The sequence below is a fragment of the Enterococcus mundtii genome (assembly GCF_002947535.1).
Taxonomy (GTDB): Bacteria; Bacillota; Bacilli; order Lactobacillales; family Enterococcaceae; genus Enterococcus_B; species Enterococcus_B mundtii_B.
Map to the genome: position 1 here is coordinate 63,284 of NZ_PUAP01000019.1, position 22,302 is coordinate 85,585.

18 protein-coding genes are annotated in these 22,302 nt (G+C 37.3%); 15 read left to right on the top strand and 3 right to left on the bottom strand.

Annotated features, from left to right (window positions below):
- Nucleotides 1–51 precede the first annotated feature (51 nt).
- Nucleotides 52–1,554 (bottom strand): UDP-N-acetylmuramoyl-L-alanyl-D-glutamate--L-lysine ligase, encoded by a 1,503-nt coding sequence (locus CUS89_RS05980; protein ID WP_104871434.1) that lies wholly within the window; start codon nucleotides 1,552–1,554, stop codon nucleotides 52–54.
- Nucleotides 1,555–1,859: 305 nt separating this feature from the next.
- On the opposite strand from CUS89_RS05980, the gene CUS89_RS05985 reads away from it, so the two are divergent.
- From CUS89_RS05985 to CUS89_RS16210, 14 genes are all read left to right on the top strand, one after another.
- Nucleotides 1,860–2,597: a hypothetical protein gene (locus CUS89_RS05985; protein ID WP_104871435.1), complete on the top strand. Its 738-nt coding sequence runs from the start codon at nucleotides 1,860–1,862 to the stop codon at nucleotides 2,595–2,597.
- A 122-nt stretch (nucleotides 2,598–2,719) separates the two neighbouring features.
- Nucleotides 2,720–3,325, top strand: coding sequence for a hypothetical protein (locus CUS89_RS05990; RefSeq protein WP_104871436.1), 606 nt, complete (start codon nucleotides 2,720–2,722; stop codon nucleotides 3,323–3,325).
- A 125-nt stretch (nucleotides 3,326–3,450) separates the two neighbouring features.
- Nucleotides 3,451–4,320, top strand: a complete 870-nt coding sequence (locus CUS89_RS05995; RefSeq protein ID WP_104871437.1) for a hypothetical protein — start codon at nucleotides 3,451–3,453, stop codon at nucleotides 4,318–4,320.
- 153 nt (nucleotides 4,321–4,473) lie between these two features.
- Entirely contained in the window at nucleotides 4,474–6,123 is a 1,650-nt protein-coding gene (locus tag CUS89_RS06000) for a putative polysaccharide biosynthesis protein (RefSeq protein WP_104871438.1), read from the top strand.
- 31 nt (nucleotides 6,124–6,154) lie between these two features.
- Nucleotides 6,155–6,874 (top strand): pseudouridine synthase, encoded by a 720-nt coding sequence (locus CUS89_RS06005; protein WP_104871439.1) that lies wholly within the window; start codon nucleotides 6,155–6,157, stop codon nucleotides 6,872–6,874.
- 471 nt (nucleotides 6,875–7,345) lie between these two features.
- Nucleotides 7,346–8,038 carry a cell division ATP-binding protein FtsE gene (locus CUS89_RS06010; protein ID WP_181055321.1) on the top strand — a complete coding sequence of 231 codons (693 nt, stop codon included), beginning with the start codon at nucleotides 7,346–7,348 and terminating at the stop codon, nucleotides 8,036–8,038.
- 1,101 nt (nucleotides 8,039–9,139) lie between these two features.
- On the top strand, nucleotides 9,140–10,087 hold the full coding sequence (locus CUS89_RS06020) for an ABC transporter permease (protein WP_019723329.1): 948 nt from the start codon (nucleotides 9,140–9,142) through the stop codon (nucleotides 10,085–10,087).
- 11 nt (nucleotides 10,088–10,098) lie between these two features.
- Nucleotides 10,099–11,019 (top strand): carbohydrate ABC transporter permease, encoded by a 921-nt coding sequence (locus CUS89_RS06025; protein ID WP_104871442.1) that lies wholly within the window; start codon nucleotides 10,099–10,101, stop codon nucleotides 11,017–11,019.
- A gap of 25 nt (nucleotides 11,020–11,044) precedes the next feature.
- The gene (locus CUS89_RS06030; protein ID WP_104871443.1) at nucleotides 11,045–12,505 is read left to right on the top strand and encodes an ABC transporter substrate-binding protein; all 1,461 of its coding nucleotides are present in this window, start codon (nucleotides 11,045–11,047) and stop codon (nucleotides 12,503–12,505) included.
- A gap of 236 nt (nucleotides 12,506–12,741) precedes the next feature.
- Nucleotides 12,742–13,356 carry a YesL family protein gene (locus CUS89_RS06035; RefSeq protein ID WP_104871444.1) on the top strand — a complete coding sequence of 205 codons (615 nt, stop codon included), beginning with the start codon at nucleotides 12,742–12,744 and terminating at the stop codon, nucleotides 13,354–13,356.
- Nucleotides 13,349–15,094, top strand: coding sequence for a sensor histidine kinase (locus tag CUS89_RS06040; protein ID WP_104871445.1), 1,746 nt, complete (start codon nucleotides 13,349–13,351; stop codon nucleotides 15,092–15,094). Before CUS89_RS06035 ends, CUS89_RS06040 begins: the two co-directional genes overlap by 8 nt.
- On the top strand, nucleotides 15,084–16,538 hold the full coding sequence (locus tag CUS89_RS06045) for a response regulator transcription factor (protein WP_104871446.1): 1,455 nt from the start codon (nucleotides 15,084–15,086) through the stop codon (nucleotides 16,536–16,538). The genes CUS89_RS06040 and CUS89_RS06045 overlap by 11 nt, the downstream gene beginning before the upstream one ends.
- A 143-nt stretch (nucleotides 16,539–16,681) precedes the next feature.
- Nucleotides 16,682–16,849 carry a putative holin-like toxin gene (locus CUS89_RS16340; RefSeq protein ID WP_104871456.1) on the top strand — a complete coding sequence of 56 codons (168 nt, stop codon included), beginning with the start codon at nucleotides 16,682–16,684 and terminating at the stop codon, nucleotides 16,847–16,849.
- A 382-nt stretch (nucleotides 16,850–17,231) separates the two neighbouring features.
- Nucleotides 17,232–17,336: a putative holin-like toxin gene (locus CUS89_RS16210; protein ID WP_308726888.1), complete on the top strand. Its 105-nt coding sequence runs from the start codon at nucleotides 17,232–17,234 to the stop codon at nucleotides 17,334–17,336.
- Nucleotides 17,337–17,645: 309 nt separating this feature from the next.
- Here the strand turns inward: CUS89_RS16210 and CUS89_RS06055 are convergent, their stop codons facing one another.
- Entirely contained in the window at nucleotides 17,646–19,799 is a 2,154-nt protein-coding gene (locus CUS89_RS06055; RefSeq protein WP_104871447.1) for a GH92 family glycosyl hydrolase, read from the bottom strand.
- Nucleotides 19,780–20,847 (bottom strand): GntR family transcriptional regulator, encoded by a 1,068-nt coding sequence (locus tag CUS89_RS06060; RefSeq protein ID WP_104871448.1) that lies wholly within the window; start codon nucleotides 20,845–20,847, stop codon nucleotides 19,780–19,782. The genes CUS89_RS06055 and CUS89_RS06060 overlap by 20 nt, the downstream gene beginning before the upstream one ends.
- Nucleotides 20,848–20,998: 151 nt before the next feature.
- Between CUS89_RS06060 and CUS89_RS06065 the strand changes: the two genes are divergently transcribed.
- Nucleotides 20,999–22,288 (top strand): glycoside hydrolase family 125 protein, encoded by a 1,290-nt coding sequence (locus CUS89_RS06065; protein WP_104871449.1) that lies wholly within the window; start codon nucleotides 20,999–21,001, stop codon nucleotides 22,286–22,288.
- Nucleotides 22,289–22,302 lie beyond the last annotated feature (14 nt).

The following is a 22,302-nucleotide window of genomic DNA, read 5'->3' on the forward strand; positions in this document are numbered from 1 at the left end:
AGCTAGAATCATCTGTCTAAGTTAAAGCGTTCTGTTCTTCTTTAGAAATCTTTATTGTTCGATCAAGCGTTTTGCCACGTCATAGTCACCTTCATAAGGTTCATCGACGCCACCAACTTTTTGATACGCATCGACACCTTTACCAGCAATCACAACAGAGTCTTCTGGATGACTTTCTGCTAGTGCTTGTTGGATCGCAGTGGGACGGTCCATTTCGTAATGGACAGCAAGCTCTTTATTTGTGATTGCTTCATGGATTTCCTCTGCAATTTTTTGTGGATCTTCAAAAGCAGGATCATCTGCGGTCAAGAAAACGACATCGGCTGTTTCTGACAAGACTTCTCCAAAGTCTTTTCTGCGGGAAATGGCTTTGTTTCCTGGACTTCCTAGAACGACGATCACTCGGCCATTAGGATGTTCACTCTTAGCAAATGCTAATAATGTTTTTAAACTTAAATAGTTATGCGCATAATCAACATACACATGGGCGCCGTTCTTATGGGTCAACTGATCCATGCGTCCAGGTACCCTAGCTTCTCTTAGGCCTTGTTGGGCATCAGTGATCGAAGCACCGACTAAAGTCGCCGCAATGATTGCGCTAGCTGCATTTTCTTGATTGAAGCCACCAGCTAATTTGATCTCGTACTCCGCTTCAACAGGTAGATCAGAACCGTGTGTGATCAATTGAAACGCTTGTGTTTGATTTTCTAAACTTTTCACTTGAACGTCTGTTGTATCTGCTCGTCCGTAAGTGATGGCAGGAATACCATGGACTTGCCCCGTCTCCACTAATAAATCAAAGTAATCACTCTCACGGTTTAAAATCACTTTTTTTGAATTTAAGATCAACTGACGTTTGCAATAAAAGTAATCATCAAACGTCGGGTGTTCGATCGGACTGATATGATCTGGAGAGATATTTAAGAAAATCCCAACATCTAAAGTGAGTCCATAAACACGTTGCGTTTTGTAGGCTTGGGAAGAAACCTCCATGACAAGGTGTGTCATACCGTTTTCAACTGCTTCAGCCATCATGCGATACAAGTCGAGTGATTCCGGTGTTGTCAGATTAGATTTGAAAAAGGACGTACCGTCTAATGTGGTATTCATTGTTGAAAACAAGGCGGTTTTATAGTTGGTCGTATAATCCAAAATGGCTTTGGTAAAGTATGCAGCGGTGGTTTTACCTTTAGTCCCAGTAAATCCGATGACTAACATCTTGTTTTGTGGATAATCATAAAAAGCCATGGAAAGAATCGCCATTGCTTTGCGAATATCGGTCACGATTATGCCACATGCTTCGTTCTCATAAGGCTCTTCGGCGACGTAGTAATTAAGTCCTTGAGCAATTGCGGCAGTTAAATACTCTTCTTTGAAATTCAATCCTTTACAAAAAAATAATGTCTCAGCGTCGACCTGACGTGAGTCATAACTTAATTTCTTGAATACTCTATTTTCTGGAGCATAAAGATGCCACCCCTGTGGTGATACAAATTCTTTTAACAGATTTTCTTTTAACAATAAGTTGCGGATATCTTCTAAGGAGAAGCTCATTGAATCATCCCTCACTTTGTATTTATTTGGTTTATTATAGCATATTTTTTGTTTCGTATTTTCAGGAACAGGTGATTTAAGTAAAAATGAAAGAAGGTAGAATACAAAAAATGGACAAGAACAAATGATTGGCTACGAAAGAAACGGGCAGATTCCCATAATAAAAAATTGGGTACTCCAAAAGGAAATAGTGTACAAAAAATCCAACCAATATAGCAAAGAAGTGTTCCAACAGCAGATCAAGCAAGATACGGAAACCTTACTAAGGAATCACTGATTGAAATAAAAAGAGAGAAGGTCTAAAAATGAATCCTGAAAAAATAAACGGATTTAATGAGCAGTTAGCAAAGAGAAATACTGTATCTAAAGAGAAACGAGAGCAATCTGAACGTACCAGAGATGTTGAATCTTTACATTCAAAACATCCTATAGAGGATAGTTCAATGTATAGTATAGAATCTGATTCAATCTACTATAGTCTAGACGATAGCTATAGTTCACAAGATCATTTGATACCTCGGGGACAAGCCAAACAAGCGGATCAAGTCAGTGAGAAACAACCGGGAATGATGACCAGGATGTGGAGAAATCTACTAGGTGGTCAATTTTTAAATGGAACAGTTTTAAATAAGGTAAAGCTTAATAAAACTATCCCTTTAAATAATGTTCAACAATTCTCGAAGGAAGGGTTCGGTGGAGGCAAATTAGCCCAAGGTTCAGTAGAGCGAGCCAAAAAAACAGACAACAGTGTAACAACCTCTCCACAATCTACATCAAAACGACGAAGAATTTTGTCATACATAGCTGAAAAAATCCAAAAAATAGGCAGGACAACAAAGAGGAAAGAACCTAGAACAGCTGGAGATCATTCGTTACCGAAGCCAAAAACGATTCAAAAAAATGAGAAACAGTCCACTAAGATAGTAAGGGATAGTCCAAGCTACTTCCCGCATAAACTTCGTTCGGCGAATGAAGCTGCAAAAACGGCAAACAACTTATTTTCTAAAAAAGAAAAAGCGATGGTTGCTAAAGAACGAGGATAAAACGTTTGGTCCAAGCTTGAAAGTTTTAGTAGAAGAAGCGTTAAAGAAACAGAAATAAACTAGGACTGTCTGACAGTGCCTGAAAAGGTGAGTCTTAAATAAAAAGAAAGAAGGAGTAGAAAATGAATGATGAAAAAACAAGTGAAATAGGAGAGAATTTATTTAACATAAAGGACTTGACTAGAGATGAACTGCGTCTAATCAGTAGATTTTTGATTTCACATGATATTGAACTAAAAGAACCTAAAGTAGATGGACTAGAAAAACTCTTTTCACTCAAAAAAGATTCATATCAAGAGACGACAAAACAGCATCACCGTAAACCAAGTTTCAACCCGATAAAGCAAGTCGGTAGAGCGATTAGGTTACTGTGGAAAAAAACATGGACGATGATACAAGGTAGTCGATTTTTCGCTAGAATAACATTAAATAAGATGAAGGAAGAGCAAGCTGTCACTACAAACAGCAATGAACAACGATCGAAAGAAGGCATCAGTCGAAGCGACTCGACTACAAGTAGAACAAAACACGCAAACAAATATAATGAGGTAAAGGCTACAGGCGATTCGTTGCAGAGCCCACAAATGACCCAAAAATCCATTGGGGCTGTGAAAGAAAGTCCGATATACTTCACACGTAAAATTCGTTCGGCGAATGAAGTTGCACAGGCAGTAAACACCGCATTAACTAAAAAGGTAGATCATCCGGTTTCAAAAGAACGAAGATAAACGTTTGGTCGTAGCGTGAAAGTCTCAGTAAAACAAAACGTTAAAAGGAGGGGAAGGAAAACAATTTAACTTGTTTCAATTTAAAACTTGTTATTTAAATAAAAAATGGAAGAAGGAATAGGACAATGAATCCAGAAACCACTATGAATTCGATCATCCCACGTATCAATAAGTATAGGCGACAACTTGCAAAATATGATGTATATGAATTAATTAAATTAATACAAGAAGTAGAAACTAATCCTAAACTGCAAGATTTGTTAGCTAAAGAAGGAGGTCCGACTAAAGGGGAAGCAGCGTTAGACTATGTGTTAAATAAGATGGATCGTGAATTTTCAGAAAAATCACCTTATAGCCTTCCAGCTATCACAAAGTATCTGCGACAAGCAGGAGAAAAAAATCCATCTGTATTCGCTGATTTAATACGAGAAGTAGAAACTAATCCGGAGATGCAAGCATCGTTAGCTAAAGAAGGAGCACCGACTAAAGGGAAAGTAGCGTTAGATTATGTGTTAAATAAGATGGATCGTGAATCTTTAGAAAAATCACCTTCTAGCCTTCCAGCTATCACAAAGTATCTTCGACAAGCAGGAGAAAAAAATCCATCTGTATTCGCTGATTTAATACGAGAAGTAGAAACTAATCCGGAGATGCAAGCATCGTTAGCTAAAGAAGGAGCACCGACTAAAGGGAAAGCAGCGTTAGAGCATGTGTTAAATAAGATAGATCGTAAATTTGCAGAAGAATTAATTCCTAGCAATCGTTCATCTAAAAAGACTGTACCTACAAGCAAAATTTTTCCTATAAAATCAACGAATGATGGAAAGACAAGAGACGCTATAGTTACTTCTGATCAAAATAGTAGAAAATTATATACTAAATACGAAATCGAAGGTTTCAATAGAAAATGTGAGTATGCAAAAAAATATGCAACTGTTGTAAATAGCAACTTAGAAAAAAATGAAAAAGCGATGATTTCGAAAGAACGAAGATAGAGAACAAGGTCATCCTGTGTTCGAAAGAAAACGGTTATTATGTAAAAGCTGCAACCGACACAAAAACTAAAAAAGCTGACAAAAAAGATTGCTACTTTGTGGATTTACACTTAAAATATGAGTAATGTTTTGAAGAAAGTTGGAATCTGATCAATGACTAATCAACGAAAACCAGCAGCAGAAAATTTGACAGTCCAAGAGAAAATGGCTAGAGGTTCTGCTTGGATGACTGCAAGTAATATGATCTCTCGATTACTTGGTGCGGTCTATATTATTCCTTGGTACGCTTGGATGGGCGAAAATGCAAAGGCTGCCAATGGATTATTCAATATGGGGTACAATATTTACGCGCTATTCTTAATGATTTCAACTGCTGGGATCCCAGCTGCCATTGCGAAACAAACCGCCCGTTACAATTCATTGAATGAATACGGGACATCTCACCGGTTGTTTCTACGAGCAATGCAAATGATGGCTGTTTTAGGTGTGTTTTTTGCAGGATTTATGTACTTCGCTTCTCCTTGGTTGGCTCGTGCCTCTGGTGGTGGTGAAGAATTGATCCCGATCATGCGCTCATTAAGTGCAGCGCTACTAGTCTTTCCTTGTATGAGTGTTATTCGAGGATACTTCCAAGGGAATCAGGAAATGATGCCTTATGCACTCTCGCAAATCGTTGAGCAGATTGCGCGCGTATTTTATCTGTTGCTTTCTACATTCATCATCATGAAAGTCCTGTCAGGTGACTACGTAACTGCGGTCACCCAATCGACTTTTGCAGCATTTATTGGGATGATCGTCAGCTTGGCAGTCTTATTATATTTTTTGAAAAAACATCAAGCGTATACAGCAGCTCGTGTGCAGTATAGCGAAAATCAAGTGACGATTGCCACGAAAGAATTATTGTTGGATACGATCAAAGAAGCGATCCCTTTTATCATCGTAGGATCAGGGATCACGATTTTTAAATTAGTCGATCAATTTACATTTATTAAAATCATGTCGGATACCACCGAGTATTCCAATGCCCAATTGTTGGATCTTTTTTCGATTTTCAGTGCGAATCCTGACAAGTTGACAATGGTCGTCATTGCTTTAGCGACGTCGATTGCTGCGACAGGTCTACCTTTGATCACGGAAGCGGTAACGATCAAAGACCGACGTGGACTAGCAAAATTAACAAGCAGTAACTTACAGTTGTTTTCTTTCATTATGTTTCCTGCAACATGTGGCGTGATGCTCTTGGCATATCCTTTGAATACACTGTTTTATACACCGGATCAACTAGGAAGCCAAGTGTTGATCCAAGCAAGTTTTGTCGGTCTTTTTCTAGGACTTTATATGCTTGTATCGAATATGCTCCAAGGGATGTTTGAAAATAAAGCTGCGATCCAATACTTACTGGTTGGGTTTCTCGTAAAACTAGTCTTACAGTATCCAGCAATCCGTATCTTTGAAGTATATGGACCGTTGCTCGCAACGATGATTGGTTTTATTGTTTCTTGTTCACTGATACTAAAGAAAATCCATCAAGTGGCTCGCTTCAATCGGAAATTTGTATGGCGTCGCACCTTGTTGATTTTTATTCTCACCCTGTTGATGCTCTTTGCAGCTGGACTGACAAAAATGGTTTTTGGAATGTTCTTGAACCAAGACAGTAAGTTCCAATCACTAGTATTAATTGTTTTAGTCGCCGGAGTAGGTGGTTTAGTTTATACGTATCTGGCATTGAAGCTCCGTCTTGCAGATAAGCTATTAGGCCGTCAAGGAATGATTCGTTTACGCCGCCGTTTGCGCATCAAATAAGATAGGCATTGCTAAAAAAGGAGACAATCACATGCGTTTAGATAAATTTTTAGCTGATATCGGTCTTGGCAGCCGCAAAGAAGTCAAAGGGCTGATCAAAAAAGGCTTGATCACAGTCAATGGAACATGTATTAAAAGTGATAAATATCAAGTGAAAGAAACCGAAGATACGGTGATGTATCTGGATGAATCCTTACATTACCAAAAAGATTTTTATTATATCTTGAATAAACCGGCGGGTGTAGTTTCAGCAACTCAAGATAATCATGATCAAACCGTCATCGACTTACTTTCTGATGAGGATTTTAGAGAAGATCTATTTCCAGTCGGTCGGTTAGATAAAGATACAGAAGGATTGTTGATCCTGACCAATGACGGGCAGTTTTCCCACCAATTGCTCTCTCCCAAAAAACACGTGGAAAAAGAATACTTGGCAGAAGTTGCTGGCGTGATGACGAAAGAAGATGTGTCAGCTTTTTCAGAAGGATTACTCATTGATGGAGATGAACAAACACTGCCTGCAAAACTGTTCATTGACTCGGTCGATGAGGAAACAAATACTTCTCGTATCCGTTTGATCTTACACGAAGGGAAATTTCATCAAGTGAAACGGATGGTAAAAGCTGTTGGAAAAGAAGTCACTTATTTGAAACGGCTACGTATGGGGAATTTTCTTCTGCCAGAAGATTTAGCTTTAGGAGAGTATCGCCAAATGACATCAGATGAATTGGCACAAGTAAAAAGTAAATAGAGAGTAAGAACACAGCTTATAGGATTGGGATGTACTTCTCAATTCTGTAAGTTTTTTTGTTTGGGGTTGTCAAAGAAGTGTATAGAGGGAAATCTAAACACCAATAGAGAAGGAACTAAAAAGTAATTTTCATATACGATTATGATGTTAAATCAACAAATTATGACGGATAAAACAAAAACATAAATATATAATGTATTATACTCAGTGTATAGATCATTTGAAATTTTATATTATTCAAAATATTAAGCATAAAATTTGCTCAAATAATATTTTTAGGGAATATTAAGTACTTATATATTTCTATTCTATCCCAAAATGAAAGGTACATAATGCACGGAAAAAAGCTGTTTTAATAGGGTATTTAGTTTATAACTAGGATTAATAATTTACTTATGTGAAATGGTAGTTCAGAGAAAATATCTATAGGTAGGTTCTATGTCAATATTTCGAAACAAGGCAGAGGGGAATATGAAAAAAGATAATTTCATCTTGATGGATAAACTTGGAGTGGAACATAAAAACAATAAAGTATTAAAAAATATAAATATGCAAATTGAGCATGGAGAATTTGTATTTTTGATAGGAGAAAGTGGCTCGGGAAAAACCACTTTAATTGAGTTGATTCAAGGGAGGCGAATGTATAATACGGGTAGCTTGAAAATCAAGGATAAAGAATTATGTCAATATAACTATATGGAATTACAAAATTTAAGGGGAATGATGGGGGTAGTTTTTCAAGATACAAGGCTGATTGAAGAGTGGACAGTATTTGAAAATATAGCTTATAAATTAGAATATTTAGGCTACCCATTCTCATTGATACAGTCGAAAGTTGAGGAAGTTACAACAGATTTAAAAATAGATCGATATATAAAAAATTTACCTAGAAATCTATCTGGTGGTGAAAGACAACGTGTGAATATTGCCAGAGCAATCGTTGCGAATCCTCAAATTATTATTGCTGATGAACCGACAGCTAATTTAGATAAGGCAAATGCAAAAATAGTATTTGAGTTATTGAAAAAAAAGAATAAACTTGGCTCTACGATTATTATGTCTACTCACGATCCTAACTTTATAAAAGAATCTGAATTTAGAATCATTAAGTTAACTAAAGGAGAGAAGGTATATGATCAATGTGGGTCCAACTATTTTATCTAACCTATATCTTGTTAGGAGAAGTATTAAAAGCGCATGTAAAGTAGGATTTAGATATGTTGTTTCGATTACTATTATTGGCATCCTATTTTTTGAGTGTGTCTTTTTGCAACTGTATTTACAAAGATTTATTCAAATAATGGAACAAGAAATAATGAGTAGCGATTTAAAGTCGGCACAACTAAGTTTAGATGGAAATCAGTTTTTAATTATGCAAATTTCTTTTGGGAGGGATATTTTATCCTTTTTAATAGTGATAATTAGCATATATATATTATTTGACTTTAGAAATAAAATTTTACTAATCAAGGTAATTGATAGAACAGATGTTGAAACAAAAATATATTTGGGAATCCAACCTAAATATGTATTGAGAGAATTACTACTAAAAATTTTTTTTATCTACATAATTGGATTAAGTCTTAGTTATATCATTTGTATCTTTCTAAATATGAAACTAGTTTCTTTGTTCAATTCTATTTTGCCTTATGAATTACAAGGACATCACAGAAATGCCATTTTCTTTTCAATGATTTTTTTTATGTTAATACTTTCTATAGTGTTAGTATTTTACACTATTATAATAGAATTTATAAGTATCCAGAGATTTAAGAGAAGTTTTTCACTGTATTAACATTGGTGTTTTTTCCGTATGTAATCAGTTTTATTGCGAAGTTCTTTTTTCACATTCTCACTAAATAAAAGTACAGAGCTATTAAAAATATGCACATGCAGAGAAAATCCATTGACTTAACTATTATCCAACCACAGTCATACGTTATTATGTAAGCATCCAATAGCAAAGCACATAAACATTTTTTTTACTATATTTAGACTAAAGATTGATAGAGCAATAAAAAACTACTTACAGGATTCAGGAACGCATTCCTCAATTCTGTAAGTTTTTTTGTTTATTTATTGAAATCATGATAGATGGCAAACTAAAACAGCTATTTTTCGTTTTTCTGTCTCACACCTCAGATCAAAATGATTCTTTTACACTCTCCTCTATAATTTGTTTCATTTTCCCTATGATTTGTTCATTTATTATATCTTTTGAAAGCGCTATAATTACAGTGCGAATGAGGTGAAAGGAGTTTTTATATGAGAAAAAGGAAGGGGTTAAAAGGTTTTTTTGGGAATTTATGGCGCTATAAGGCGCTTGTTTTAATGGCGATCCCTGGGATGATCTGGATGATTTTTTTCTTTTACATCCCGGTATTAGCAAATGTCGTTGCGTTTAAAAATTTCCATATTTCTGCTGATGGCTTTCTTGCCAGTTTAAGAGAGAGCCCATGGGTTGGATTGGAGAATTTCAAATTTTTATTTTCTTCTGATCAAGCGTTTCTGATTACAAAAAATACGATTTTATATAATGTGACATTTATCTTACTGAATCTTTTGATATCTGTCGTTTTTGCAATCATTATGAGTGAATTGCGAAATAAACGATTGGTAAAAGTATACCAGACAATGTCATTGCTTCCCTATTTCCTTTCTTGGGTCATCATCAGTTACTTTGTCTATGCGTTTTTAAGTCCTGATAAAGGGATCTTCAACCAATGGCTGGCAGCGAGTGGGAGAGAAACAATCAATTGGTATAATGATCCTAAATATTGGCCATTTATTTTAGTCTTTATTGGAACATGGAAAGGGATCGGCTATAACAGTATCATCTATTTTGCTTCAGTTATGGGAATCGATCCGACGTATTACGAGGCAGCGATGGTGGATGGCGCAAGCAAGTGGCAACAAATCAAACATGTGACGATTCCACAATTGGTCCCTCTGATGACGATCTTGACGATATTAGCAGTTGGAAATATTTTCCGAGCGGACTTTGGTTTGTTTTATAATATTCCAAAAAATTCCGGAGCGCTTTATGAAGTGACACAAGTTTTAGATACTTATATCTATAATGGGCTGACATCCACTGGCGACTTTGGTATGACGGCCGCAGCTGGGCTGTATCAATCGGTCGTCGGCTTTGTTTTATTAATGATCACCAATACGATTGCTCGTCGTTTTGACAGCGAATCGGCATTGTTCTAAGGAGGAGAAAAATGAATAAAAAGAAAGTTCAACGAGTAGAGATCCGCTCGTTTAGTCAAACCACCAACTTTTTCTCCAATATTTTGATTGCACTTTTTGCTTTTTCTTGTGTATTACCATTTATTTTTGTCATTGCGATCTCTTTTACAGATGAATCCATTTTGGCCACGCAAGGGTATAGTTTCTGGCCTAAAGCATTTAGTACATTTGGGTATACTTTTTTGTTTGACCAGATGCAAAACAAAATTTTTCAGGCTCTTTTCGTTACTGTTCTTGTGACAGTAGTAGGAACGTTGATCAATAGTACAGCAACTTCTTTATATGCTTATGCTATTTCTCGATCCAACTTTCCATTTCGTCGTTTCTTTACAGTCTTTTGTTTGATCACGATGTTGTTCTCACCAGGGATGGTTGCCAACTACTTAGTGATGACGAATTTATTACAACTGAAAGATACGATTTGGGCATTGATTTTACCGATGGCGGTCAGTCCGTTCAACATTATCGTGATGCGAACATTCTTTAAACGTTCGGTGTCTGATTCGATCATTGAATCTGCTAGGATAGATGGGGCGAGTGAACTTCGGATTTTTGTACAAATCGTCTTACCTTTAGCGATTCCAGGAATTGCGACAATTAGTTTATTTGCAGCTTTAGGTTATTGGAATGACTGGTTCAATGCGTTGCTGTATATCCAAAACGATAATCTCGTACCATTGCAATATTTATTGATGAAGATTCAAAGCAATATCCAATATCTTACTCAAAATGCTGGAGCAGGCAGTCAGTTAGCCGGCGGTCTTGCTTCTGTTCCTGGAGAGTCTGCTCGTATGGCAATCGTTGTTATCTCAACATTACCGATTGCGATCAGCTATCCATTTTTCCAAAAACATTTTGTTAAAGGGTTAACGATTGGCGGCGTCAAAGAATAAAGCACTAAAATAGGAGGATAAAGATATGAAGTTATGGAAAAAATTAGCTTTTACAGGATTCTCAGCACTAACAGCAATCAGTTTAGCAGCATGTGGGGGCGGTTCAGGTGACAAGGACGATGCAGCGGCCAGTGATACGACGACATTACAAATGTACCAGATCGGTGACAAACCAGATAACCTTGATCAGCTGATGGAAGTCGCGAATAAACGTATTGAAGAAAAAATTGGTGTAAAAGTCAATATCAATTATATTGGTTGGGGCGACTATGAGAAGAAAATGAACGTCATCATCTCATCCGGTGAAAATTACGATATCGCTTTTGCCAACAATTACGTATCAAATGCACAAAAAGGCGCATTTGCAGACTTGACTGAATTAGCGCCTAAATATGGAAAAGAAGCGTATGATTCTTTGGATGAAGCATATATCAAAGGCAATCTGGTCAACGGGAAATTATATGCGTTCCCAGTAAACGGCAATGTCTTTGCACAACAAGTGTTGACCTTCAATAAGCCATTATTAGATAAATACAATTTATCGATCGACGGCATCGAAACGTATGCAGATGCAGAAAAAGTTTTACAAGAGTTCCATAAAAAAGAACCGAATACAGCAGCTTTTGCCATTGGTCAAGGGTTTAAAGTACAAGGTGATTTTGATTATCCATTAGGAAATACCTTGCCATTTGCGGTTGATTTGAATGGCGACAAAACAAAGATCATCAACCAATATGACAACGAAAATTACATCGAACTGTTACAGACGATGCATAGTTGGTATGATCAAGGGTTGATCCCTAGTGATGCAGCGACTAGTAACAAAGATTATCCGTTAGAAGGTAATACATGGTTGATGCGTGGAGAAACACAAGGACCATACGATTACGGCGATACGATCTTAACAAATGCTGCAAATCAAGAATTAGTATCAAAACCAATTACTGTTCCTTTGAAGTCAACAGGGCAAGCGCAAATGGCAAATTTTGTTGTCTCTAATACATCAAAAAACAAAGAGAAATCAGTAGAGTTCTTAGCGTTATTGAATAGTGATCCTGAATTGCTTAACGGCTTGGTTTGGGGAATCGAAGGAGAGGCATGGGAAAAAGTTGGCGATGACAAAGTAAAATTATTAGACGGCTATCAGCCAAAAACACACATGTCTGCTTGGAATACTGGAAACAATAAGATCCTTTATACACAAGATACGATTACCGATGAAATGATCGCTAAAAGAGATCAATCGATTGCAGAAGCTGAAACTTCTCCGATCTTAGGTTTCAGCTTTAATACAGACAGCGTAAAAACTGAATTGAGTAATATCTCAAATGTCATGAATCAATACCTTGATGGGTTGAACACTGGAACTGTCGATCCAGATGAAACCTTACCAAAACTAATGGATGCCTTAGATAAAGCTGGATACGACAAAGTAATGACAGAAATGCAAAAACAATATGATACATTCCGACAAGAAAACAACTAATCAAAGCTAAGGTTGTGACGGAAGTGTCTAGCTCAGATAAATAAGGCGGAATCCACGGAAATTGCTCTTGAATTTTTGTGGATTCCGTCTTATTTCCGAAGGAGTTACTTTCTAGCTGATGACCGAAGATGTGCTTCTTGAGCACCATTTATTTGGTTTTAGAGGTTCCAATATGCTCAATGTCACAGTATGTTTTTGTATAATAGGATAAGATGAAGAATAAAGGGGGAAGTCCTGTGTTAGGTAGAGCATTGGAAACAGTATTCATACGCGTATGGGTCATCATGAAATTGACATTGTATTTTTGGGGGTTAGCTGTGTGTGGTGGAGTCATCTTAGGAATCGGGCCAGCTTGGAAAGTTGTCAATGAACAGTTTTATCTCCATGGCTTCGAGTATAAAGACATCACGATCAGCGAAAGTTGGCAGATGTTCAAACAGTCCTTCATGCGAGGAAATCAATTGTTTGGTCTTTTTTCGGCTTGTCTTTTTTTGCTTAGTTATAACTTGTATTTATCTGTACAGATCCAAGGGATTCTTTTCTTAGTGATTGATTTTATTATACTGTTCAGCATGTTGTACGCTTATGCGACGTATCAATATAGTATGATCTTGGATAGTGGCTATCAAATGACTTTAAGAAATCTATTGAAGTTAAGTTTGGTTTCCAGTTTCGCTAGTTTTTCAACTTTCTTAAAAATCATCCTTGGCAGTGGTCTGATTCTTTGGGTGACGTGGAATTATAAAGGGTTGATTTTATTTGGATTGATTGGGTTACTTACGGTTTGGAACGGAACGATCACCAAACAATGGCGGGAAAACTTGGACTTGCAGCTGGAAACTTATGAATAAGTTAGATTTCATCTTTTCAAAAGGAACGTTGTTAAACCGCTTATTGCGTAAATATGCCATCATGATGATTGCTCTGACGATGATTGCAACGATCATCATCAGTGTGCATACATTCATCCAAAGACAAATCCAAGCACAACAAGTAGTGAATGAAGCAGTTCAAAGTACGTTGCGAACGCTTAGTGATAAAACAACGTTAAGTAAAGTCATCAAAGATCAATTTGTAGGGGATTCAGATAAAATCGAGAATACCACCACTTATTTAACTAAACCGATCGATCAATATTTGATGTATGCGTACGACCGACAACGACAATCTGCTGATTTTCTTTCATTCCCTAACGTAGTTCGTGATATGTATGTCAACTATGAAGAGGTAAGTAGTGTGTACCTTGTGTTCAACCAATTACCAGAATATTTTGAGTCCACTAGAGAGAACAAAGGCGGGATAGTCAAGCAGGGAACGCCACAATTAAAACATGCTTTTTATATCAAAATGACGATTACACAAGGTGGTGCAGAAATTGGCAGTATGTTTGTAGGTTTTGATAAAGATGAACTTGATGCAGCGCTAACGAATTTAAATACGTTCAATGGATTATCTCTTTACATGATTTCCGGAACGAGTAATCGGTTGTATACATTTCATGATCGAGCACTGGGCAAAGAACGAATCTTTGAGCAGGAAAAGTTGATCAATCAGACACTACAAGCAGATTCTACATTACCAGTGGAGAAATTAGAAAAATCGAATTTTATCCAATCGCAAGAGGTGTCCGACGATTATCGTATTTTAGCCACCTTGGATAAGCGTACGGTTCGCCAAGTAACAGAAAAAAGTTTAGCACCGTTGATTATTGGAGTCATTTTATTGGATGGGTTATTGCTTTTATTTTTATACAAGACGTTCAAACGTTACTCTCAACAAATCGATCGTGTCATGGAAGCCATGGATGAAGTGGCTAGAGGGAATTTGGATACTCGTGTGGATACTAGTATCACTGAATACGAGCTAAAAGACCTATCAGTCGGAATCAATGAGATGCTAGGCAGTATCAATCAATATGTGGAAGATATCTACAAATTAGAGATCAAGCAACAAGATGCGCACATGCGCGCATTACAAGCGCAAATCAATCCGCATTTTCTATACAACACATTAGAATATATTCGAATGTATGCCATCAGTGAAGGCAGTGAAGAACTAGCAGATGTTGTCTATGCTTTCTCTGCATTATTACGTAATAACACCAATCAAGAAAAGACGATTCATTTAAAAGAAGAATTGGATTTTTGTGAGAAGTATGTGTACCTCTATCAAATGCGTTATCCTAGTCGCATCGCCTATCATTTCACGATCGAATCAGCATTGGAAGAGGTTGAAGTACCGAAATTTATCATCCAACCATTAGTAGAAAATTATTTTAAACATGGTATTGATTTTACTCGTTTTGATAACGCATTGAGTGTAAAAGTATTTGAGGAAAATGGACTGATTCATCTTTTGATCCGTGATAATGGAAAAGGGATCACAGAAGAGCGATTAGCTGAAATCAACGCACAGTTGGCGCAAAGCAAAGTAGAACTCAGTGGATCGATCGGCTTACAAAATGTCAATGAACGGTTACGTGCTAGTTTTGGACCGAGTTATCAGATGACATTAGCTAGAAATGCAACTGGTGGATTAACGATCCATATCACTTTTAAAATAAAAAGGGGAGCTGCTGATGTCTTATAACGTACTATTAGTTGATGATGAATATATGATCTTAGCTGGCTTACAAAAAATCATCGATTGGCAAAATTTAGGATTTAACGTTGTTGCTACCGCAGAAAATGCTATGCAAGGACTATCGATTTTAGAAACACAGCCAATTGATCTAGTCGTCACAGATGTAACGATGCCTGAGATGAATGGATTAGAATTTATCGAAGCTGCTCAAAAAGAACATCTTTTTGAATTTATGATCTTATCAGGGTACCAAGAATTTGATTATCTAAAAAGCGGGATGCAGTTAGGCGCAGTCAACTATTTGATGAAACCAGTCAATAAAGCAGAACTGATTACTAGTCTTGAGACTGTCAAGAAGCGCTTAGATCATCAAAGACAACAAAAAAACCAACAAGAAGTGTACCAAGAAATTCTCTTTAGCCAATGGTTGAATGATGAATTGGATGAACCTAGTGAAGAAGAACTATTAGAAAAACTAGGCGAACGTCAGCGCCGTGTATTGCTTGCACAAGTACCTAGACAGGCTGAAACGACAATTCGTCAATGGTTGACAACAAGAAAAGAACCCTTTTATTACCAACGAAATTACGGGGAACTTGTTTTATTTGTTCTGTTACTTCAGGAGGAGGCAGTAGAACGGTTTAGCTATTTTGTCGAACAGTCGCTGATGTGCGAAAATTGGTTGATCAGTATTGGGGATGAATCTTGTGACCCGGAAACGATACCCCAAAGCTTCCAGCATGCAAAAGATAACTTACAACTACATCAATTTTATGGCGATCAAAATCAACGCATTTTTTATGCTGAACAAGCAGGAATCAAACAATCGATTGATTTTGTCTCATTCAGTCGTGTATTGAAAAGTGGGCAATTAGCGCTCGCACAACAAATGATCTCGGATTTTTTTGAGCAGTTCCAACAAGCGGTCATGTCGCCTGAAGATATCCGTCATTTCAGTTTTTTATTATTTATGGATATCCATCGTGAGCTGATCCGTTTAGAAGATGATGAATACTTAACAGGTATCCAAAAAATCAATCAAGCAAAATCTGTCCAAGAGTTGCATCAACTCTTATTATCTTTATTGGAAAATCAGCATAATCAAAAATATAGCCAAAATGTCGAAAAAGTTCTTCAAATCTTACATGAGAAATACAAAGAACCTTTAACCTTGAAAGAAGTCGCAGAACATTTGCACTTGAATGTCATGTATCTAGGACAACTGTTTAAAAAAGAAACAAAAAAAAGCTTCTCTGCGTACTTGAATCACTTACGAATGGAACAAGCAAAATGGTTGCTGATCCATAGTAATCAAAATATCAACGAGATCTCTAATGAAATCGGCTATAACAACACGACCTATTTTTCAAAATTATTCAAAAAAATCGTCGGACAGTCACCTTCAGAGTACCGAGAAAATCAAGGACAAACAGAAGGAAGTTTTATCTAAAAAAAACAGAGATAGTGAGATTTAATATCTCGTTATCTCTTTTTTTATATGATTGAATTAGTAAAAAAAATCATATAAAAAAACAAAAAAATAAAAGTTCATGACAGAAGATGTGGTAAAATAAACTATGTAGATTGTTTATGATGGTAGCTACTCAGGGGGGTGATGCGTATGAGCATTTTCCTACTTCAACGAAGGGAGTAGCCATTTTGTCTGTTGCGGAAGCACTGGCATTGATGATCCAATTTGGATCGTTGATGCTTGCGCTTGTTGGCATTATGCTGACAATAAGCAAAAGCGATAAAAAATAAACCCGTCATAAACTTTTAGCAGAAGTTGACGGGTTTATTTTAGCTCAAAACATGCTACCACAAAACGGCTACATTGGAGCGATGTTCACGCATCGCTTCTTTTCTTTAGTATACCATCTTAACGAGTCATTTGTAAATAAAGAGTCATGGATAAAGAATCATTTGAGTAAGGAAATAAAAAAACAGAGTGTATACGAATGTAGCTATCTTATCTTCTGTTTTTATATGATTGAATAGGTGAAAACAATCATATAAAAAAACGTAAAAACAAAATGTTACGATAGCTTCTATGTTAAAATGAATGATGTAGATTGTTTATGATGGTAGCTATTCAGGGGGTGATGCGTATGAGCATTTTCCTACTTCAACGAAGGGAGTAGCCATTTTGTCTGTTGCGGAAGCACTGGCATTGATGATCCAATTTGGATCATTGATGCTTTTGCTTGTTGGCATCATGCTGACAATAAGCAAAAGCGATAAAAAATAAACCCGTCATAAACTTTTAGCAGAAGTTGACGGGTTTATTTTAGCTCAAAACATGCTACCACAAAACGGCTACATTGGAGCGATGTTCACGCATCGCTTCTTTTCTTTAGTATACCATCTTAACGAGTCATCTGTAAACAACGAGTCATGAGTGAAATCAATCATTCAATAAAGTCTGACTGAAATCGTCCACCCTCTAAAGTTAGTGCTGAAGAGGATGGCAAATGGAATTAACTACAGAGTAAGTGCCATTTTTCAGTGAGGTAGAAGCTTCCTTAACCACGCTTCTTTTCTATCTGAACCACTGTTATTAGTCTTGATGACTTAAAGAATAAGGCAAGCTATCCTCTGAATAAGTTTTAGTATGAGGGACGATGCCTAAATGGTAATTGATCGTGCCACCATTTAGTAAATCTTGATGAGTAAAATATAGCTTTTCATAAGTGTGGTCATCTCGACTTACGTGATGAACAAACTGTTGTTGTGGCTGGTTAGGTGAAGCATGGATGGTCAATTGATTTCCGTTTGATAGTGTCAAGATTGCTTGATCAAACAATGGTATACCAATCACATACTCGCCTGTCCCAGGTGTAACCGGATAAAAACCTAAACTGTTAAAGATATACCAAGCAGCCATACTACCATTGTCCTCATCACCAGGATAGCCAGTGGATGATGCATCGAAAAGTTGCGTAAGTAATTGTTTGATCAAAGGTTGTGCCATTTCGGGTTTCCCAAGGTAATGGAAAAGATAAGGGTAGTGAAAACTTGGTTGATTGGATATAGCTAATTGCCCAAATTCAATCGCAGCCATTTCGCTCATCTCATGGATCTCAAAACCATAACCACCGACTTCAAACTTAGGCGGTTGATTACATAATTCAACTAATTTGTTCTCAAAAGCTTGTTTTCCACCATGCGCTTCGATCAGTCCTGCAAAGTCATGGAAAACAGCAAAACTACTTTGCCATGCGCTTCCTTCTGCATAATCTGTGCCCCAAGAAGTAGGGGAGAAATCAGGACGGAATTGTCCAGACAGGTCTTTTGAACGCATAAAACCAATTTCTGTATCAAAAACATTGCGATAGTTCATGGATTGTTGCTGATAATGATGAGCTGTTTCTACATCATCTAATGTTTGAGCAACTTGACTGATACAAAAATCACTGTAAGCATAGTCAAGTGTATGATTGATCGACTCATGATAATGGTTTGGAACGTAGCCATGTTTCAAATAATCGATTGTCCCTTGGCGCCCATAATTTTGTTGATCACTTTGCACCGTTGCCCCTTTTTTCATGGCTTCTAAAAATTCTGGCATATTCTGATTCCCGATACCTTTGATAGCAGCATCAGCGATCACTGCATCGATCAATGTTCCAGGCATTAGTCCTCGTTCATCTGGTGAAAGCCATTTAGGCAAGAAGCCAGTTTCTCGATAACTGTTTAAAAAACCTTCCAACATCTCTTCGTATTTTTCGACCGCAATCAATGAAAAAAGTGGATAAACCGTTTTGTACGTATCCCAAAAACCATTATTTGTATAAAGAATCCCATTTTTTACTGTACGACTAGTGGTATCATAATGGATTTTTGTTCCTTCTGGGTCGATTTCATAAAATGTTTGTGGGAATAGGAATGTCCGATACAAATTGTGATAGAACGTTTGCGTTTGTTTTTGATCATGATGGTTGATTTTGATTCGATCAAAGTAGCTTTGCCATTGCTCCCGACTGTCTAAAAGATAGTCTTTTTCTTGTTTTTCGTGCTCTTGTTTCAAATTGTGGTGAGCTTGTTCATTACTGATGAATGACGTCGCTAGGCGAATCGTCTGTTGCTTGATGTGACCAAAATAAAGAGCTACAGTGTCTGCTTGTTCGCTGGAATACTCAAGTTCACCAGCTGTCAGGGGCTGATCGAAGCTCAAGACAAAATAAAAAGTGAAATTCGGATCTTCTGCGCCCGCAAAATGAGTGACTTGGCCTTCTAGTGTGTAGGCATCTTTTGCTGTAAGACGGAAACGACCAGGAAATGCCAGTAATAAACCGCTATCATTTTGGTGGTAAGTGATAGAGAGGATGCCGCCATACATACTAGGGATTAATGTCGATTGAATACCGTAACGCAATTGCTCAACAGAAAGGTGGGTGGGACAGAAAGTAGCTTCTTCTGGGCGATACGAACTTTGGGCATGAAATACTGTGGGTTCTTGTAAAACCCCACTGAACGGGGTCATCAATAAATGGCTAAAATCGCCCATCCAAGGACTAGGCTGATGCGTCAACCGATAGCCTTGAAAAATCCGGTCATCAGGATGAAACCACCAACTACCTCTTTGCTCATTTGTCTGTGGGGCAAAATAATTCATACCAAAAGGAACGCCTGTATAAGGCAGGCAATTCCCATTAGAAAAGTTGGCTTGATTCGCGGTGCCATGACGTGTATCAATTTGTTGAATGTCCATGTGAATACTCCTTTGTCGATTGTCGTTGGATCAAAGTAACAGGATGTTTGATGTCAGACGGTGTTTCTTTTGTTTGCAACCACTGGATCATCGCTTTGCCCGCGAGTTCGCCCAATTGGAGAAAGTCTTGGGCAATCGTTGTTAAAGGCGGATCAACCAAAGCAGCAGCTTGGATATCATCAAACCCAATGACAGAAAAATCATTGGGGATGGTGTAACCCAATTGTTTTAACGTAGTCATTGCTTGAATTGCAACTAAGTCATTCTCACAAACAAAAGCCGTAACGTTATGTGTGTGGATATAGTTAGCTAATTCTTTAGTGGTCGCCATTGGATCATTTAATGCAGTATGGAACGCTAAATCTGCTTTATTCAGTGCTTCAAGATAACCGAGATAGCGTTGTCTCACGGATTGTGGATGGGATAAATCACCAAAAAGATAAGCAATTTTTTTGTGCCCTTGTTCAATCAACTGATTAGTTGCTAAAGAACCACCTTGAAAGTTATCCGATAAGACAGTTGGAAAAGGTAACTCATATATTTTTTTATCTAGCATGAGCACTGGAAAGTCCTTTAATGAAAGCTCAAAAAGCATGTCAAGATGTTGATCTGTTTGAAAAGAATAATAAATCAAGCCATCAAATTCTTGCATCAAATCATTGGCTGTCTTTGTTTCTAAAAAATCTAAAGTCGTCATCATGACCTCGAATTGCTGTTCTTGCATGATTGGATTCAAGCCCTGAGTAAAGTCACCCACAGACAAATCAGACAAGTAAGGCAAGAGAAATAAGATTCTTTTTTGGATAGAGAGATTACGGGGAGGGGCTTCCTTTTGGGGAGCTTTAACAAAGCTTCCTTTTCCTCGTACACGATAAATCAATCCTAGTTGTTCTAATTCTGTCAATGCCCGTTTGGACGTGATCCGACTAACATTGTATTGTTGGGAAAGTTCTTTTTCAGTGGGAACTTGACTGTCGACAGGTAAAGTTCCATCATGTATTGCTTTTTCTAACGCTAAAAATATTGTTTTATATAATGGTTGCTCCATCATTACACCTCTTAATGATATATCATAGATAAATCATAGCATAATAACTGAAAAAGTAAATAGGAAAAAGTTTCTTTGAAAGCGTAGACATTTGTAGCTCGAACAGGTATAATCCGTAATGACATATCAAATAAAAGGGAGTTTATACAATATGGCATATAAAGATATACCTAATTCAGTGAAGCAATTTATGGATGATATTATACAAAAATGTGGAGAAGAGCATGCAGATTGGGCTAAGAATTTTTCTTCTGCCTTTGCGAATACGTTGTTGACCACAGTCAAACGGCAAGATGATGGGACAACTTTTCTACTCACAGGAGACATCCCTGCAATGTGGTTGCGTGATTCCACCGCGCAAGTTCGTCCTTATTTAGTGATTGCGAAAGAGGATGAAGATTTAGCCGACATGATCAGTGGGTTAGTCAAAAAGCAATTTTATTATATCACGATCGATCCATATGCAAATGCGTTCAATGAACAAGCAAATGGCGCAGGGCATCAAACCGATCACACTCAAATGAACGATTGGATCTGGGAAAGGAAATATGAAATCGACTCCTTATGCTACCCTGTTCAACTAGCTTATTTACTTTACAAGAATACCGGACGTACAGATCAATTTGACCACTCATTTATTGAGGGAATCCAAAAAATCTTAGAAGTTTTTCAAGTAGAACAAGACCATCGACAATCGCCTTACACGTTTACAAGAGACACCACAAGAAAAGAAGATACGTTAGTCAACGAGGGACGTGGATCGGCGATTGCGCCTACGGGTATGACTTGGTCAGGCTTTCGTCCGAGCGATGATGCCTGTCAATATGGCTATCTTGTCCCATCCAATATGTTTGCTGTAGTTATTCTAGGATATGTAGAAGAGATTTTCACCTCGATTCTTGAAGACCAAGAAATCGTTGCAAAAGCAAACGACTTAAAAACAGCCATCCAAGAGGGGATTGCCACCTATGGAAAAATCGAAAATCAACAAGGTGAAACGATTTATGCGTATGAAGTAGACGGCTTAGGGAATGCCTCATTAATGGATGATAGCAATGTGCCTAATTTGATTTCAGCACCTTATTTGGGCTATTGCTCCAGTACAGATGAACACTATATAAATACGCGAAACACTTTGTTAAGTAAAGAGAACCCTTACTACTATGAAGGGAAGTATGCAAAAGGAATTGGTTCTTCGCATACGCCCGAGAATTATATTTGGCCAATCGCCTTAGCGATGGAAGGAATGACGACAGAAGACAAACAAGAAAAAGAACGAATCCTTGATTTACTAGTAGCGACCGATGCAGGGACACACTTGATGCATGAAGGTTTTGATGTGGACAACCCGCAAAACTATACAAGAGAGTGGTTTTCTTGGGCAAACATGATGTTTTGCGAATTAGTCATGGATTACTTTGATATCAGAGTGGAAAAATAAGGAGGAGAACAGGC